Source organism: Streptomyces fagopyri (genome assembly GCF_009498275.1).
Classification (GTDB): Bacteria; Actinomycetota; Actinomycetes; order Streptomycetales; family Streptomycetaceae; genus Streptomyces; species Streptomyces fagopyri.
On the sequence record NZ_CP045643.1, the window covers coordinates 3,862,065 to 3,875,390 of the forward strand.

At 72.4% G+C, this 13,326-nt stretch carries 14 protein-coding genes; 6 read left to right on the top strand and 8 right to left on the bottom strand.

The annotated features are described in order from the left end of the window. The gene (locus GFH48_RS39160; RefSeq protein WP_228120626.1) at positions 1-243 is read right to left on the bottom strand and encodes an SCO4848 family membrane protein; all 243 of its coding nucleotides are present in this window, start codon (positions 241-243) and stop codon (positions 1-3) included. A 91-nt stretch (positions 244-334) separates the two neighbouring features. On the opposite strand from GFH48_RS39160, the gene GFH48_RS16480 reads away from it, so the two are divergent. Then, entirely contained in the window at positions 335-1,633 is a 1,299-nt protein-coding gene (locus GFH48_RS16480; protein WP_407698640.1) for a D-alanyl-D-alanine carboxypeptidase family protein, read from the top strand. Here the strand turns inward: GFH48_RS16480 and GFH48_RS16485 are convergent. The 4 genes from GFH48_RS16485 to GFH48_RS16500 are packed head-to-tail and all read right to left on the bottom strand — an operon-like array spanning position 1,614 to position 4,435. Continuing rightward, the gene (locus GFH48_RS16485) at positions 1,614-2,558 is read right to left on the bottom strand and encodes a YihY/virulence factor BrkB family protein (protein WP_153289008.1); all 945 of its coding nucleotides are present in this window, start codon (positions 2,556-2,558) and stop codon (positions 1,614-1,616) included. The genes GFH48_RS16480 and GFH48_RS16485 overlap by 20 nt on opposite strands. After that, the gene (locus GFH48_RS16490; protein ID WP_153289009.1) at positions 2,546-2,998 is read right to left on the bottom strand and encodes a GtrA family protein; all 453 of its coding nucleotides are present in this window, start codon (positions 2,996-2,998) and stop codon (positions 2,546-2,548) included. Before GFH48_RS16490 ends, GFH48_RS16485 begins: the two co-directional genes overlap by 13 nt. After that, complete coding sequence (locus tag GFH48_RS16495) at positions 2,995-3,936, bottom strand: decaprenyl-phosphate phosphoribosyltransferase (RefSeq protein ID WP_153289010.1); 942 nt, start codon at positions 3,934-3,936, stop codon at positions 2,995-2,997. Before GFH48_RS16495 ends, GFH48_RS16490 begins: the two co-directional genes overlap by 4 nt. Then, positions 3,929-4,435, bottom strand: a complete 507-nt coding sequence (locus GFH48_RS16500; protein WP_153289011.1) for a phosphatase PAP2 family protein — start codon at positions 4,433-4,435, stop codon at positions 3,929-3,931. The genes GFH48_RS16495 and GFH48_RS16500 overlap by 8 nt, the downstream gene beginning before the upstream one ends. 142 nt (positions 4,436-4,577) lie before the next feature. On the opposite strand from GFH48_RS16500, the gene GFH48_RS16505 reads away from it, so the two are divergent. Together GFH48_RS16505 and GFH48_RS16510 are read left to right on the top strand one after the other, a co-directional pair. Continuing rightward, a complete protein-coding gene (locus tag GFH48_RS16505) occupies positions 4,578-6,056 on the top strand; it encodes an FAD-binding oxidoreductase (RefSeq protein ID WP_153289012.1) in 1,479 nt (492 codons plus the stop codon). Position 6,057: 1 nt separating this feature from the next. Next, positions 6,058-6,813 carry a decaprenylphospho-beta-D-erythro-pentofuranosid-2-ulose 2-reductase gene (locus GFH48_RS16510; RefSeq protein ID WP_153289013.1) on the top strand — a complete coding sequence of 252 codons (756 nt, stop codon included), beginning with the start codon at positions 6,058-6,060 and terminating at the stop codon, positions 6,811-6,813. An 88-nt stretch (positions 6,814-6,901) separates the two neighbouring features. Here the strand turns inward: GFH48_RS16510 and GFH48_RS16515 are convergent, their stop codons facing one another. Together GFH48_RS16515 and trpS are read right to left on the bottom strand one after the other, a co-directional pair. Then, on the bottom strand, positions 6,902-7,486 hold the full coding sequence (locus GFH48_RS16515; RefSeq protein WP_153289014.1) for a 2'-5' RNA ligase family protein: 585 nt from the start codon (positions 7,484-7,486) through the stop codon (positions 6,902-6,904). Between the two features lie 157 nt (positions 7,487-7,643). Beyond that, on the bottom strand, positions 7,644-8,657 hold the full coding sequence (gene trpS, locus GFH48_RS16520; RefSeq protein ID WP_153289015.1) for a tryptophan--tRNA ligase: 1,014 nt from the start codon (positions 8,655-8,657) through the stop codon (positions 7,644-7,646). 100 nt (positions 8,658-8,757) lie between these two features. Between trpS and GFH48_RS16525 the strand changes: the two genes are divergently transcribed. From GFH48_RS16525 to GFH48_RS16535, 3 genes are all read left to right on the top strand, one after another. Continuing rightward, positions 8,758-9,372 (top strand): RNA polymerase sigma factor, encoded by a 615-nt coding sequence (locus GFH48_RS16525; protein ID WP_407698641.1) that lies wholly within the window; start codon positions 8,758-8,760, stop codon positions 9,370-9,372. Beyond that, positions 9,365-10,258, top strand: coding sequence for a hypothetical protein (locus GFH48_RS16530; protein ID WP_153289016.1), 894 nt, complete (start codon positions 9,365-9,367; stop codon positions 10,256-10,258). The genes GFH48_RS16525 and GFH48_RS16530 overlap by 8 nt, the downstream gene beginning before the upstream one ends. 899 nt (positions 10,259-11,157) lie before the next feature. Continuing rightward, positions 11,158-11,820 (top strand): hypothetical protein, encoded by a 663-nt coding sequence (locus GFH48_RS16535; RefSeq protein ID WP_407698642.1) that lies wholly within the window; start codon positions 11,158-11,160, stop codon positions 11,818-11,820. A gap of 29 nt (positions 11,821-11,849) precedes the next feature. Here GFH48_RS16535 and GFH48_RS16540 read toward each other — a convergent pair whose 3' ends face one another. Then, positions 11,850-13,295: a glycine hydroxymethyltransferase gene (locus tag GFH48_RS16540; protein WP_153289017.1), complete on the bottom strand. Its 1,446-nt coding sequence runs from the start codon at positions 13,293-13,295 to the stop codon at positions 11,850-11,852. Between the last annotated feature and the right edge of the window lie 31 nt (positions 13,296-13,326).

The following is a 13,326-nucleotide window of genomic DNA, read 5'->3' on the forward strand; positions in this document are numbered from 1 at the left end:
CTATGAGGTGGGTCGCAGGGCGCGCAGTCCGCGGAACCCGATGGCCCCGACGACCGTCCCCAGGACAAAGGACACGACGGCGAGCGTCAGATGGACCCAGAAGTACGCCGTCGGATCCCCCGCGTCGTCGAACGCGAGCCCGCTGCCGTCCTTCCACAGGTTCTTGACGAAAGTGATCCAGATGACCCAGCTCCACACCCCGAAGGCGAGCAGGAACCAGGAGACGGGGCGGCTGAGCTTCATGGGTCCAGTATCGCCGCCATCGGCCGTCACCCGGCGCCGGGGTGGGCAGGGTGAGAGGACTTCACCGCCGGAGCCCTGTACTTTCTCGACCGTGCCCGCCATCAAGAAGACCACCAAGCAATCATTGTTGGTCACATCCGCCGCCTTGTTGTCCCTTTCGTTGACGGCCGCTCCGGTCGTGGCCGCCGACGAGCCGTCACCGTCCACGACGCCGAGCGCCACTCCGCCGGCGAACATGTCGACGGTGGGCGGAGCCCGGCTCGGGCTGCCCGGGACCCAGGCCGACCTGGGCAGCGGCGCCCCCGTGCTGCCCAAGGACGTCACCGCGCGCTCCTGGATCGTCACCGACGCGGAGTCCGGAGACGTCCTGGCCTCGCACAACGCGCACTGGCGGCTGCCCCCGGCGAGCACCCTGAAGATGCTCTTCGCCGACACGCTGCTGCCGAAGTTCCCCCGGACCGAACGGCACAAGGTCGCCGTCGCCGACCTCGCGGACCTCGGCGAGGGCTCCAGCCTGGTGGGAATAAAGGAGGACGAGACGTACACGGTGCACGACCTGTGGCTCGGGGTGTTCCTGCGCTCGGGCAACGACGCCGTGCACGTGCTGTCCGCGATGAACGGCGGCGTCGCGCGGACGGTCGAGCAGATGCAGACGCACGCCGAGGACCTTCAGGCCCTGGACACGCACGTGGTCACCCCCGACGGCTACGACGAGAAGGGCCAGGTGTCCTCGGCGTACGACCTGACGCTGTTCGCCCGCTCCGGGCTGCAGAAGAAGGACTTCCGGGAGTACTGCTCGACGGTGCGGGCCAAGTTCCCCGGCGAGACGAAGAAGGACAAAAAAGGCAAGGTGAGCCGGGAGTCCTTCGAGATCCAGAACACCAACCGGCTGCTGACCGGCGACAGCGACATCTCCACGTACCAGGGCATCGCGGGCGTGAAGAACGGCAACACCACCAACGCGGGAGCCACCTTCACCGGTGTCGCCGAACGGAACGGCAAAGTGCTGCTGGTCACCGTGATGAACCCGGAGAAGCACGAGCACAACGAGGTCTACAAGGAGGCCGCGCAGCTGCTCGACTGGGGCTTCAAGGCCGCCGACAAGATCACGCCGGTGGGAGAGCTGGTACCGCCGAGGGGCGCGGACACCAGTACCCAGGCGGGCTCGGACCCCTCCGGCAGCCCCTCCGGCAGTCCCTCCGGCACCGCGTCCGGCGCGGGCAGGGGATCGACGGCGCCGGTGGCCGCCTCCGCGGGGGCCAAGGACGGTTCGAGCGGGATCGGGATCGCGCTCGCCGTCGCCGGCGGTCTCCTGGTCCTGCTGGCCGGCAGCGCCTTCCTGGTCAACCGCCGGTGGCCGCTGCCGGACCTCATGCGCCGGCGCCGCTGACCTGCCCGGGCCCGGGACCGCTCCGCGCGTCGGCCCCGGGCGCGGGACCGCTCCGGGTGTCGGCGCCGGGCGCCGGGTCCTCGTGCTCCGTCGCCGTCCAGGACGCGCAGAACAGCAGCAGTTTCGCGGTGAAGTTGATCCACAGCAGCAGCGCGACGGGTACCCCGAAGGCGCCGTACATGCTCTTCGACGCGATGCCTCTCATATAGCTGCTGAGCAGCAGCTTGAGCAGTTCGAAGCCCGCGGCGCCGATGAGCGCGGCGACGACGAGCCGGCGCCGGGACGGATGGACGCCGGGCAGCAGGGTCAGCAGGTACAGGAGCAGCAGGAAGTCGGCGAGCACGGCGACCGCGAACGCGGCGGTCTGGAGCAGCCCTCCGCCCCAGCCGTTCTGGTCGACGCCGAACAGCCGGGCCGTCCAGCCGACCGTCGTGGAGGCGGCGGCGGAGGCGCCGACGGTGACGAGCACCGCGCCGCCGAGCCCGACGAGGACCCCGCCGTCCACGAGCTTGCGCAGCAGGGGGTTCTCCTCGCTGTCGGGCAGTTCCCAGACCGCGCGCAGGCAGTCCCGCATCTGGCCGACCCAGCCGATGCCGGTGAGCAGCAGGACGGCGCCCGCGATGACCCCGATCGTGCCCGCGTTCTGCACGAGTGTGTTGATGTCCAGCTGGTCGGAGATCCCCGGCACCTGCTCGGCGATCTTGTCCTGGAGCTGTTTCTGCTGCTTGACGCTGAGCGTGGCGGCGCCGACCGCGGCGGCGACGGTCAGCAGCGGGAAGAGCGCCACGAAACTGACGAAGGTCATCGCGGCGGCGAGCCGCGTCCACTTCACCCGGTCCAGCCGCTCGTACGACCGCCAGGCGTGCGTGGCCATCAGGCGAGTGACCAAAGGGCCCACGCCGGGGAGCTTTCTCAGCCAGTCCATGATCCGAATCTGCCCTCGCCTCGGAAGACCAATGTCCGGGTACCCCAAAATCGCAGGACAGTGGCGAACGCCATGCCGATTCCCGCGCCCGAGACGGTGTCGGCGCGTCGCGAGGTGAGCCCGAGGGCGTAGTGGCTGACGGCGAGACAGGCGAGCTGGACGAGCGCGCCCGCCAGGTGCACGGCGAGGAAGATCCCGTACCGGCGCGGGCCCGGCGCCGTCGTGTGCCGGTAGGTCCCGAGGGCGTTGCCGGTGTACGCCACCGAGCACCCCGCGAGGAACGACAGCGCCTTGGCGGTGAGCGGGCCGAGCTCCAGGGCGCCGCGCAGCCAGAGGAAGAGGCCGAGGTCGGCGGCGTAGGCGAGGAGGCCGACGGCGGCGAAGCCGAGGAGTTCCCGGGTGAGGGGCCGGGGGACCTCGGCGCGCTGGGCGAGACTCACAGGTTCACGACCGCGAGGCCGTACATCGCCAGCCACACCAGGCCGATCAGGGCGAGCGGCCGGTCGCGCAGGACGACGTCCTCGGGTTCTCCCGCGGTGCCCCGGTCGGCGAAGACCGCGTACCGCAGGACCGCCAGGATGAAGGCGACCATCGACAGCTGGCGCCAGGGCAGCACACCGGTAGGGGGCGCGCCCCCGCCCTCCAGGGCCCACAGGCAGTAGCCGAGGACGGAGACCCCGGCCGCCAGCTGCCAGACGAAGCGCAGGTAACCGGTGGTGTACTCGGTGAGCAGCGCGCGGGTGGCCCCCGCCTTCCCGGCCATCTGGACGGCCTCGGAGTACCGTTTCGCCGACACCATGAAGAGCGCGCCGAAGCCCGTGGTGATCAGGAACCAGCGGGAGAGCGGGATGCCGAGGGCGAGGCCGCCGATCATCGCCCGCATCAGGAATCCGGTCGTCACGACGACGAGATCCACGACCAGGACGTGCTTGAGGCTGACGCAGTAGGCCAGTTGCATGCCGAGGTAGGCGGTCAGCAGCGCCGCGGTGACCGGGGAGGACAGCCAGGCGGCGAGGGCCGGGCCCAGGACGGCGAGGACGCCCCCGACGGTGTAGGCGACCCGGACCGGGACCTGGCCGGCGGCGACCGGCCGGTGGCGTTTGACCGGGTGGGCACGGTCGGCGACGGCGTCCCGGGCGTCGTTGATCAGGTACACGGCGGCGGCGCAGGCCGTGAACAGGACGAAGACGAGGGCGAGTTGGGTCAGCGCGTGCCGGGAGAAGAGCTGGCCCGCGGCGGCCGGAGCGGCCGTGACCAGCAGGTTCTTCACCCATTGCCGGGGGCGGGCGGTCTTCAGCAGGCCGAGCGCGAGGCTGCCGGTGCGCGCGGGAACGGGTGGGGTGCCGCGGTGTTCCAGGAGCACCGTGCGCTCAGCCACGGCCGGTCTCCGTCCGGTGGACGCCGAGCCAGGCCGTCAGGGCTCCGAGGGCCGCGCCCGCGACGACGTCGGAGGGGTAGTGGACGCCGGCGACCAGCCGTGAGACGCACACGGCGGCGGCGAGCGGTGGCACCACCCGGGCGCCGAGCCGACCGAACGCGACCGCCGCGGCCGTCGCCGAGGTGGCGTGCGAGCTGGGGAACGAGTGACGTCCGGCCGTGGGGACCCGGGGTGCCAGGTGCGCGGGGCGCGGACGGCGCACGATCCGCTTCAGGCCCATGCTGGCGAGGTGGGCGGTACCGGTGAGCGCGGTGCCGCGCATCCACGCGCCGCGTCGCCCCCGGTCGAAGGCCGCCCCCGTGAGCCCGGCCGCCAGCCACAGCGCGCCGTGCTCCCCGCTCCAGGACAGGACGCGCGCGACCGCCGCCACCCGTGGATCCGTGCCGCACGCGTGGAATGCCGACAGCAGCCGGCGGTCCATGTCGTCAAGGTCGTCCATGTGATCTCACTCTTCTAGAGAGTGACCCCAGAATTACGGCAATCTGTTATGACATCCCATTAATCACCCATTTCGGTGAGGAGCCGTTGGCACCGGGGAGAGTGGGGTGTTATGCACCTTTTTCGGCGATACGGTCACGGTCATGCCCGCCGACACCACCCCCGGCTCCGACACCGGCTCCGCTCCCCCTCCCACCGCCCGGCACGCCCCCCGTCACGTCTCCGTCCCCGTCACGACGGAGGCCGTCTCCGTCACGGGCTGGGGCCGCACCGCCCCCACGGCCGCACGGCTCGTACGCCCGCGCAGCTACGCGGAGGCGGCGGCCGCGGTCCGGATGTGCGGGGCGCGCGGAGGCATCGCACGGGGGCTCGGCCGGGCCTACGGCGACGCCGCGCAGAACGCGGGCGGGGCCGTGCTCGACATGACGGACCTGAACCGCGTCCACACCATCGACGCCATCTGCGGCACCGTGCTGTGCGACGCCGGGGTGAGCCTGCACCGGCTGATGGAGGTCCTGCTCCCGCTCGGCTGGTTCGTACCGGTCACGCCCGGCACCCGCTACGTCACGGTCGGCGGGGCGATCGGAGCGGACATCCACGGCAAGAACCACCACGGCTCGGGCTCCTTCTCCCGCCATGTGCTCTCCTTCGAACTGCTGACCGCGGACGGCGGGATCCGCACCGTGGACCGCGGCACCCCCCTCTTCGACGCCACCACCGGCGGCATGGGCCTGACCGGCGTGATCCTGTCGGCGACCGTCCGGCTCCTGCCCGTGGAGACCTCGCTGGTGTCCGTCGACACCGAACGCGCGACGGACCTGGACGACCTGATGGCCCGCCTCACCGCCACCGACCACCGCCACCGCTACTCGGTCGCCTGGATCGACCTGCTCGCACGCGGCCGGTCGACGGGTCGCGCGGTGCTGACACGGGGCGAGCACGCACCCCTCGACGCCCTCCCCGCCCGCGCGCGCAGACAGCCCCTCGCGTTCCGCCCCGGCCGGCTTCCGGCCGCGCCCTCCTTCGTGCCGGAGGGGCTGCTCGGCCGGACCACGGTCGGCCTCTTCAACGAGCTCTGGTACCGCAGGGCCCCCCGCGCGCGCACCGGTGAACTGCAGACGATCCCCGCCTTCTTCCACCCCCTCGACGGGGTGCCGCACTGGAACCGGGTCTACGGGCGCGCCGGCTTCGTGCAGTACCAGTTCGTCGTCGGTCACGGCCGGGAGGAGACCCTGCGCCGGATCGTGCGGCGCATCTCGGAGCGCGGCTGCCCCTCCTTCCTCGCCGTCCTCAAGCGTTTCGGGACGGCCGACCCCGGCTGGCTGTCCTTCCCGATGCCCGGCTGGACCCTCGCCCTGGACATCCCGGCGAACCTGCCCGGACTCGGCACCTTCCTCGACGAACTGGACGAGGAGGTGGCCCGGGCGGACGGCCGCGTCTACCTCGCCAAGGACGCGCGGCTGCGGCCCGAACTGCTCGGCCGGATGTACCCGCGGCTGGACGAGTTCCGGCGGCTGCGCGCCGAGTTGGACCCCGGCGGCGTGTTCACCTCGGATCTGTCCCGCCGGCTCGAACTCCGGGAACCGGCACGCCGTCCCACGCCCCCACTCTCTAGGAGCTGACATGAAGGACGCCTTCGGAGCCCCCCAGTCCCTGCTGATCCTCGGCGGCACCTCCGAGATCGCGCTCGCCACGGCACGCCGTCTGATCGCGCGCCGGACCCACACGGTGTGGCTCGCGGGACGCCCCTCACCGGCCCTGGAGCGGGACGCCGAGCACCTGCGCGAACTCGGCGCGGACGTCCGTACCGTCGCCTTCGACGCACTCGACTGCGCGTCCCACGAGACAGTGCTCGGCAAGGTCTTCGCCGAGGGCGACCTCGACATGGTGCTGCTCGCCTTCGGGCTCCTCGGCGACCAGGCCCGCGACGAGCGGGAGCCGCTGGCCGCGGCACGGATCGCGCAGACCAACTACACGGGGGCGGTGTCCGCGGGACTGGTGTGCGCGCGGTCCCTCCAGACGCAGGGGCACGGCTCGCTGGTGGTGCTCTCCTCGGTCGCGGGCGAGCGGGCCCGCCGCTCCAACTTCATCTACGGGTCCAGCAAGGCGGGCCTGGACGCCTTCGCCCAGGGCCTCGGCGACGCGCTCTACGGCACCGGCGTGCAGGTGATGGTCGTACGCCCCGGCTTCGTCCGCACGAAGATGACGGCCGGCCTCGACGCCGTCCCCCTGTCCACCACCCCGGAGGCGGTCGCGGCGGCCATCGAGGTGGGGCTGCGCCGGCGCTCGGAGACGGTGTGGGTACCGGGCGCGCTGCGTGTGGTGATGTCGGCGCTGCGGCACGTACCGCGGGCGGTGTTCCGGCGGCTGCCGATCTGACGGGGTCCGGCCCGCACCCCGTCCGGCGACGCCCTGGGCGGGTTCGCCCCTTCGCGTGGGACCGGCGGACGGGAAGGCCGGGCGGCCCTCAGCGTGCCGGCAGTGTGGAGTCCCGGTCCGCGGGCGCGCAGGCCTGCGGCGGGACGACCGCGCCCCCGAACGCGTACTCGCGCAGCTTGCGCCAGACGCTGTCGCTGCCCTGCTCGTAGAGGGCGAAGCCGGTGCACGGCCACTGGGCCTCGTAGGAGGCGAGCTCCTCGTAGGCCCGGTCCATCGCCGCTTCGTCGATGGCGTGCGCCACGGTGACGTGCGGGTGGTACGGGAAGTGGAGTTCTCGGGCCACCGGCCCCGACGTGTCCCTGACCTGCTTCTGCAGCCAGGTGCAGGCCTCGGCGCCCTCCGCGACCCGGACGTAGACGACGGGCGACAGCGGCCGGAAGGTGCCCGTGCCGCACAGCCGCATCGGGAAGGGACGTCCGGCGGCGGCGACCTCCAGGAGGTGCGCCTCGACCGCCGGCAGTGCCGAGGCGTCCACCTCCGTCGGAGGCAGCAGCGTGACGTGTGTGGGAATGTCACAAGCCGCGGGGTCCCCGAAGCCCGCGCGCCGCTCCTGGAGCAGGCTGCCATGAGGCTCCGGGACCGCGATCGACACTCCGATCGTTACGGTCCCCACGTCGTCTCCTGTCGTTGTGTCGATGTCCGGTGTTCCTGCGCGCAGGAACGGCCACCGGTTCGGCTTCGACTGTACGGCGATACGGCCCGATACCGGCCGTCGTACCGGTGTTGCTCTCGTCTCGTACGCGCTGTCGAACGGTGTCGCGCGGGCGCCCTCAGTGCTTGGCGGGCAGGAAACCCACCCGGTCGTACGCCTGCGCGAGCGTCTCCGCGGCGACGGCGCGTGCCTTCTCCGCCCCCTTGGCCAGGATCGAGTCCAGCGTCTCCGGGTCGTCCAGATACTGCTGGGTGCGCTCCCGGAACGGCGTCACGAAATCGACCATGACCTCGGCGAGGTCCGTCTTCAGCGCACCGTAGCCCTTGCCCGCGTACTTCTCCTCCAGTTCCGCGACACCGGTCGTGGTGAGGGTGGAGTAGATGGTCAGCAGATTGCTGACACCCGGCTTGAGCTCGGTGTCGTACCTGATGACGGTGTCCGTGTCGGTGACCGCGCTCCTGACCTTCTTCGCGGTCGCCTTCGGGTCGTCGAGGAGGTTGATGAGGCCCTTGGGCGTGGACGCCGACTTGCTCATCTTGATCGACGGGTCCTGAAGGTCGAAGATCTTCGCCGTCTCCTTGAGGATGTACGGCTTCGGGACCGTGAACGTCTCGCCGAAGCGGCCGTTGAAGCGCTCGGCGAGATCGCGGGTCAGCTCGATGTGCTGACGCTGGTCCTCACCCACCGGGACCTCGTTGGCCTGGTACAGCAGGATGTCCGCGACCTGCAGGATCGGGTACGTGAAGAGGCCGACGGAGGCGCGGTCGGAACCCTGCCGGGCGGACTTGTCCTTGAACTGGGTCATGCGGGACGCCTCGCCGAAACCGGTGAGGCAGTTCATGATCCAGGCCAGCTGGGCGTGCTCGGGGACATGACTCTGGACGAAGAGCGTGCAGCGCTCCGGGTCGAGGCCCGCGGCCAGCAGCTGGGCGGTGGCGAGCCGGGTGTTGGCGCGCAGGTCCGCCGGCTCCTGCGGAACGGTGATCGCATGCAGGTCGACGACCATGTAGAACGCGTCGTGGGACTCCTGCAGGGCCACCCACTGGCGCACGGCGCCGAGGTAGTTGCCGAGGTGGAACGAGCCTGCCGTGGGCTGGATTCCGGAGAGCACGCGGGGACGATCAGAGGCCATGCCCACCATTCTCTCAGGTACGGGCGCCCGGTCCGGAACGCGCGCGAAACAGAGCGGACACGGGTGGGAACCGATCGGCCCGGGGCGGTGTACCAGAAGTGTGAGGACGCGGGAGGGGGGCCGCATCGTCGTCGACGAGGCCGCGGTGATCGCACGCGTACGCGCCGGGGAGCCGGAGGCGTACGCGGAGCTGGTCCGCGCCCACACGGGCATCGCGATCAGAGCGGCCCGGGCCCTCGGGGCGGGCGCGGACGCGGAGGACGTGGTGCAGCAGGCGTTCCTCAAGGCGTACTGCGCGCTGGGGCGCTTCCGGGACGGCGCGGCGTTCAAGCCGTGGCTGCTCTCGATCGTCGCCAATGAGACGAGGAACACAGTGCGTACGGCGGCGCGGCAGCGCACGCTGGCGGGCCGCGAGGCGGCGTTCACCGAAGCGGAACCGCTGATACCGGAATCGGTGGACCCGGCGGCCGCCGCGCTCGGGGCGGAGCGCCGGACGGCCCTGTTCGCGGCGCTCGACCAGTTGAGCGAGGAGCACCGGCTCGTCGTGACCTACCGCTATCTCCTGGAGATGGACGAGACGGAGACGGTCCAGGCCCTGGGTTGGCCCCGCGGCACCGTGAAGTCCCGCCTGAACCGCGCCCTGCGCAAGCTCGGCCGACTGCTGCCCGGCTTCGAGCCGGGCGGGCCCCGGGAAGGGGGTGACGCGCATGTCTGAGCCGCACAGGGGACAGGGCCCGGGGGCGTCCGGGGACCGGGAGACCCGCGAGGGCGCCCCGGGACTCGCGGAGGAGTTGCGCGCGCTCGGACGGTCACTGACCGGGCCTGGCGGCTCCCGCGGCGAGTCGATGGCCGAGCGGGTGCTGGAGCGGATACTCGCCGAGCGGATCCCGGTCCCGGTGGCCGTCCGCCCGGGACCCGGTGAGCGTCTCCGCGCGGTGCGTCGCTGGGTGCGGCTCAGGGGGCGTGTGCTGACCGCGGGCCTGTGCGGTCTGCTGACGGTGCTCGTGCTCACGCCTCCGGTGCGCGCGGCGGTCGTCGACTGGTTCGGCTTCGGCGGGGTCGAGGTGCGGTACGACCCGTCGGCGGTGCCGTCGCCCGGGGCCGAGGTGCCGGGATGCGGCCCCTCGCTCACTCTGGCCGAGGCGGGGCGGCGGGCGGGGTTCGCGCCGCTCGTGCCGGACGTCCTAGGGGTGCCGGACGCGGTGACGGTGACGCGGGACCCGAAGGTGCGGTTCCTGATGACCCTGTGCTGGCGCGAGCACGGACGCACGGTCCGGCTGGACGAGTATCCGGCCGGCCTGGACATCGGCTTCACCAAGACGGTGCGGGAGCCGCCGGAGTGGGTGCCGCTGGGCGTGGACGGGAGCGGGAGCGGGGGTGCGGACGCCGACTTCGGTGATCCGGCGTTGTGGTTCCCCCGGCCGCATCTGCTCAGCTTCTGGCTCGTCGACGCGTCCGGCGGCCGCGTGACGCGCTCGGAGCGGACCGCGGGACCCACCCTGCTGTGGACGCGCGGGGGCGAGGTGACCCTCCGTCTGGAGGGCGTGGCGTCGAAGGCCCGCGCGGTGGAGATCGCGCGGTCGCTGGACCCGCGGAAGTAGCCGGGTGCGGAGCGGGAACCCGGGCGGGTCGAGCGGTGTACCAGAAGTGACACCGACGTGCGGGACAGCGGTGGCCCGCTGTCGCGGGACCTGTGAAACGGCCGGCCCGGATACGGGGGCGCGACAGACGGGAGACGTCCGCGGCAGGTGAGGACGGTGGGAGACGGTGCGGGTGGACGGTGGGTGCAGACGGTGGGGGAAGTACCAGGACCTGCGGCGGGGCGCGCGCATCGGCTCGCAGCCGGGGAAGGGATGAGGGGGCGGTTCGGGCCTACGAGCGTCGGGGGGAACGGATGAGGTGGCGGGTCCTGCGTGCGGGTGGCCGAGGGGGACGGATGGGCGGTCTGCCCCCTCGGGCGGGGATTCGGGACGGGGACGGGCGGACGGGATGCCGGGCAGACGACGGGACGGGATGCCGGGGTGCTCGGAGGGAACGCCGTCGCGACGAGGGAACGCGGTCGGACGACGAGCGCGCGACGCGAGGGCGGGACGACGCATCGGACGCCGGCCGGGACGGGCGGACGGAACACCACGCGGACACGGGGGCGGAGGGCTGGCACGAGCGGACGGAACACCACGCGGACACGGGGGCGGAGGGCTGGCACGAGCGGACGGAACACCACGCGGACACGGGGGCGGAGGGCTGGCACGGGCGGACGGAACACCACGCGGACACGGGGGCGGAGGGCTGGCACGAGTGGACGGATGAGGGGACCGACCACGACTGCGGCGAACGGACCGGGGGCCCGGACGGGCGGGCGGCGGGGCGGCGAGTGGGTCGGACGGCGTGGGGGCGGGCGAGCCGGGCGGCTCTGTGGCGCGAGGGGTGGACGGCCTGGTGGCGATGGGGGTGGCCGGAGTGGTCGGGTGGGCGTACGAGGTGGTGGTGGCCGCTCCTGGTGTCGCTGGTGCCGGTCGTGCTCGGCGCACCGGCGGCGCTCGCCTCGGCTCCCGGCACGACGGCCGCGCGGGCCGACACACCCGACATGGCCGTGGTCGTCGCCGCAGGCACCGGGCACACCACCCTCCTGCACTCCGGGGACCGGGACTTCGCGCTGCTCTGGCGCCTCCTGACACCCCGGTTCACGGGCACGGAGAGAGTGCCCGACGCCTGGGCGGCGGGCGACTATCCGCCGGCGCGCGCCACGGTGATCTGGGGGATGACGGGCGTCGGAGGCTGGCCGCAGACGAGCCGGGCTCCCGGCGGAGACGTCGCCATGGAGCGTGAGGACCAGGTGTTCCTCGCGCCGGACGGCACTCCCTGGGTGCGGTCGGACCCCTCGCCGGACGTCGCTGACGACGACGTCCGTTGGCACCGGGCACCGCGCTCGGTGTTCGACCGGCTGGTGGAGCACGGAGGACCGTTCGGCCCGGGGACCCCCGCGGTGCCTTCGGCGGAGCGGGACACCGCTCCGGCCGAGTCCGTGAAGTGGGCGGCGGCCGGACTGGCGGTGGGCCTGCTCGTCGGTGCGGGCGGCAGCCGTCTGATACGCCGCGCGGCGGCCCGGCACGACACTGCCGGACCGCCGCGGGAACCACGACAGGAACTGATCGACCTGTAAAAACCGGCCGGCCCTGGGGCCGGAGAGGGTCAGCCGAGGTCGATCTCCGGGTAGAGCGGGAAGGGGGCCAGCAGGTCGGTGGCACGGTGCGCGATCTCGTCGGAGATCTTCGGGTCCAGGACGTGCTGGGCCTTGGACGGGTTGCCCTTGGCGGTGGTGCCCGGCTCGGCGACGGTGAGGACGCGGTCGATCAGACCGGCGATCTCGTCCATCTCGGCCGTCCCCAGACCACGGGTGGTCAGAGCGGGCGTACCGATGCGGATACCCGAGGTGTACCAGGCGCCGTTGGGATCGGCGGGGATGGCGTTGCGGTTGGTGACGATGCCCGAGTCGAGCAGCGCGGACTCGGCCTGGCGGCCGGTGAGGCCGTAGGAGGACGCGACGTCGATCAGGTTCAGGTGGTTGTCGGTGCCGCCGGTGACCAGCGTGGCGCCGCGGCGCATCAGACCCTCGGCGAGAGCGCGGGCGTTGTCGACGACGGCGCGGGCGTAGTCGCGGAACTCGGGTCGGCGGGCCTCGGCGAGCGCGACGGCCTTGGCGGCCATGACGTGCGGGAGGGGGCCGCCGAGGACCATCGGGCAGCCGCGGTCGACCTGCTCGGCGAGGGACTCGTCGCACAGCACCATGCCGCCGCGCGGGCCCCGCAGCGACTTGTGGGTGGTGGTGGTGACGATCTGGGCGTGCGGGACCGGGTCGAAGTCTCCGGTGAGGACCTTGCCGGCGACGAGACCGGCGAAGTGCGCCATGTCGACCATCAGCGTCGCGCCGACCTCGTCGGCGATCTCCCGCATGATCCGGAAGTTCACCAGACGGGGGTAGGCGGAGTACCCGGCGACGAGGATCATCGGCTTGAACTCGCGGGCGGAGACGCGCAGGGCCTCGTAGTCGATGAGGCCGGTGGCGGGGTCGGTGCCGTAGGAACGCTGGTCGAACATCTTGCCGGAGATGTTCGGGCGGAAGCCGTGGGTGAGGTGACCGCCGGCGTCCAGGGACATGCCGAGCATGCGCTGGTTGCCGAAGGCCTGACGCAGTTCGGCCCAGTCGGCCTCGGAGAGGTCGTTGACATTGCGGACGCCGGCCTTGGCGAGGGCCGGGGCCTCGACGCGGGCGGCGAGGACGGCCCAGAAGGCGACGAGGTTGGCGTCGATGCCGGAGTGCGGCTGGGCGTAGGCGTGCTCGGCGCCGAAGAGTTCGCGGGCGTGCTCGGCGGCGAGGGCCTCGACGGTGTCGACGTTGCGGCAGCCGGCGTAGAAGCGGCGGCCGACGGTGCCCTCCGCGTACTTGTCGCTGAACCAGTTCCCCATGGCCAGCAGAGTGGCCGGGGAGGCGTAGTTCTCGGACGCGATCAGCTTGAGCATGGCGCGCTGGTCGGCGACTTCCTGGCCGATGGCGTCCGCGACGCGGGGCTCCACGGCCCGGATCACGTCGAGGGCGCTGCGGAAGGCGGTGGACTCGGTGGACAGGGGCTCGGACATGACGGCCTCCGGACGTGGCGTTCGGCGTTCA

Bases quoted from the DNA above. Each gene is read 5' to 3' on its own strand.
- GFH48_RS16485 (WP_153289008.1), bottom strand. From the start codon at position 2,558: ATGGACTGGCTGAGAAAGCTCCCCGGCGTGGGCCCTTTGGTCACTCGC.
- trpS (WP_153289015.1), bottom strand. From the start codon at position 8,657: ATGGCCTCTGATCGTCCCCGCGTGCTCTCCGGAATCCAGCCCACGGCA.
- GFH48_RS16530 (WP_153289016.1), top strand. From the start codon at position 9,365: ATGTCTGAGCCGCACAGGGGACAGGGCCCGGGGGCGTCCGGGGACCGG.
- GFH48_RS16540 (WP_153289017.1), bottom strand. From the start codon at position 13,295: ATGTCCGAGCCCCTGTCCACCGAGTCCACCGCCTTCCGCAGCGCCCTC.
- GFH48_RS16505 (WP_153289012.1), top strand. From the start codon at position 4,578: ATGCCCGCCGACACCACCCCCGGCTCCGACACCGGCTCCGCTCCCCCT.
- GFH48_RS16510 (WP_153289013.1), top strand. From the start codon at position 6,058: ATGAAGGACGCCTTCGGAGCCCCCCAGTCCCTGCTGATCCTCGGCGGC.
- GFH48_RS39160 (WP_228120626.1), bottom strand. From the start codon at position 243: ATGAAGCTCAGCCGCCCCGTCTCCTGGTTCCTGCTCGCCTTCGGGGTG.
- GFH48_RS16500 (WP_153289011.1), bottom strand. From the start codon at position 4,435: ATGGACGACCTTGACGACATGGACCGCCGGCTGCTGTCGGCATTCCAC.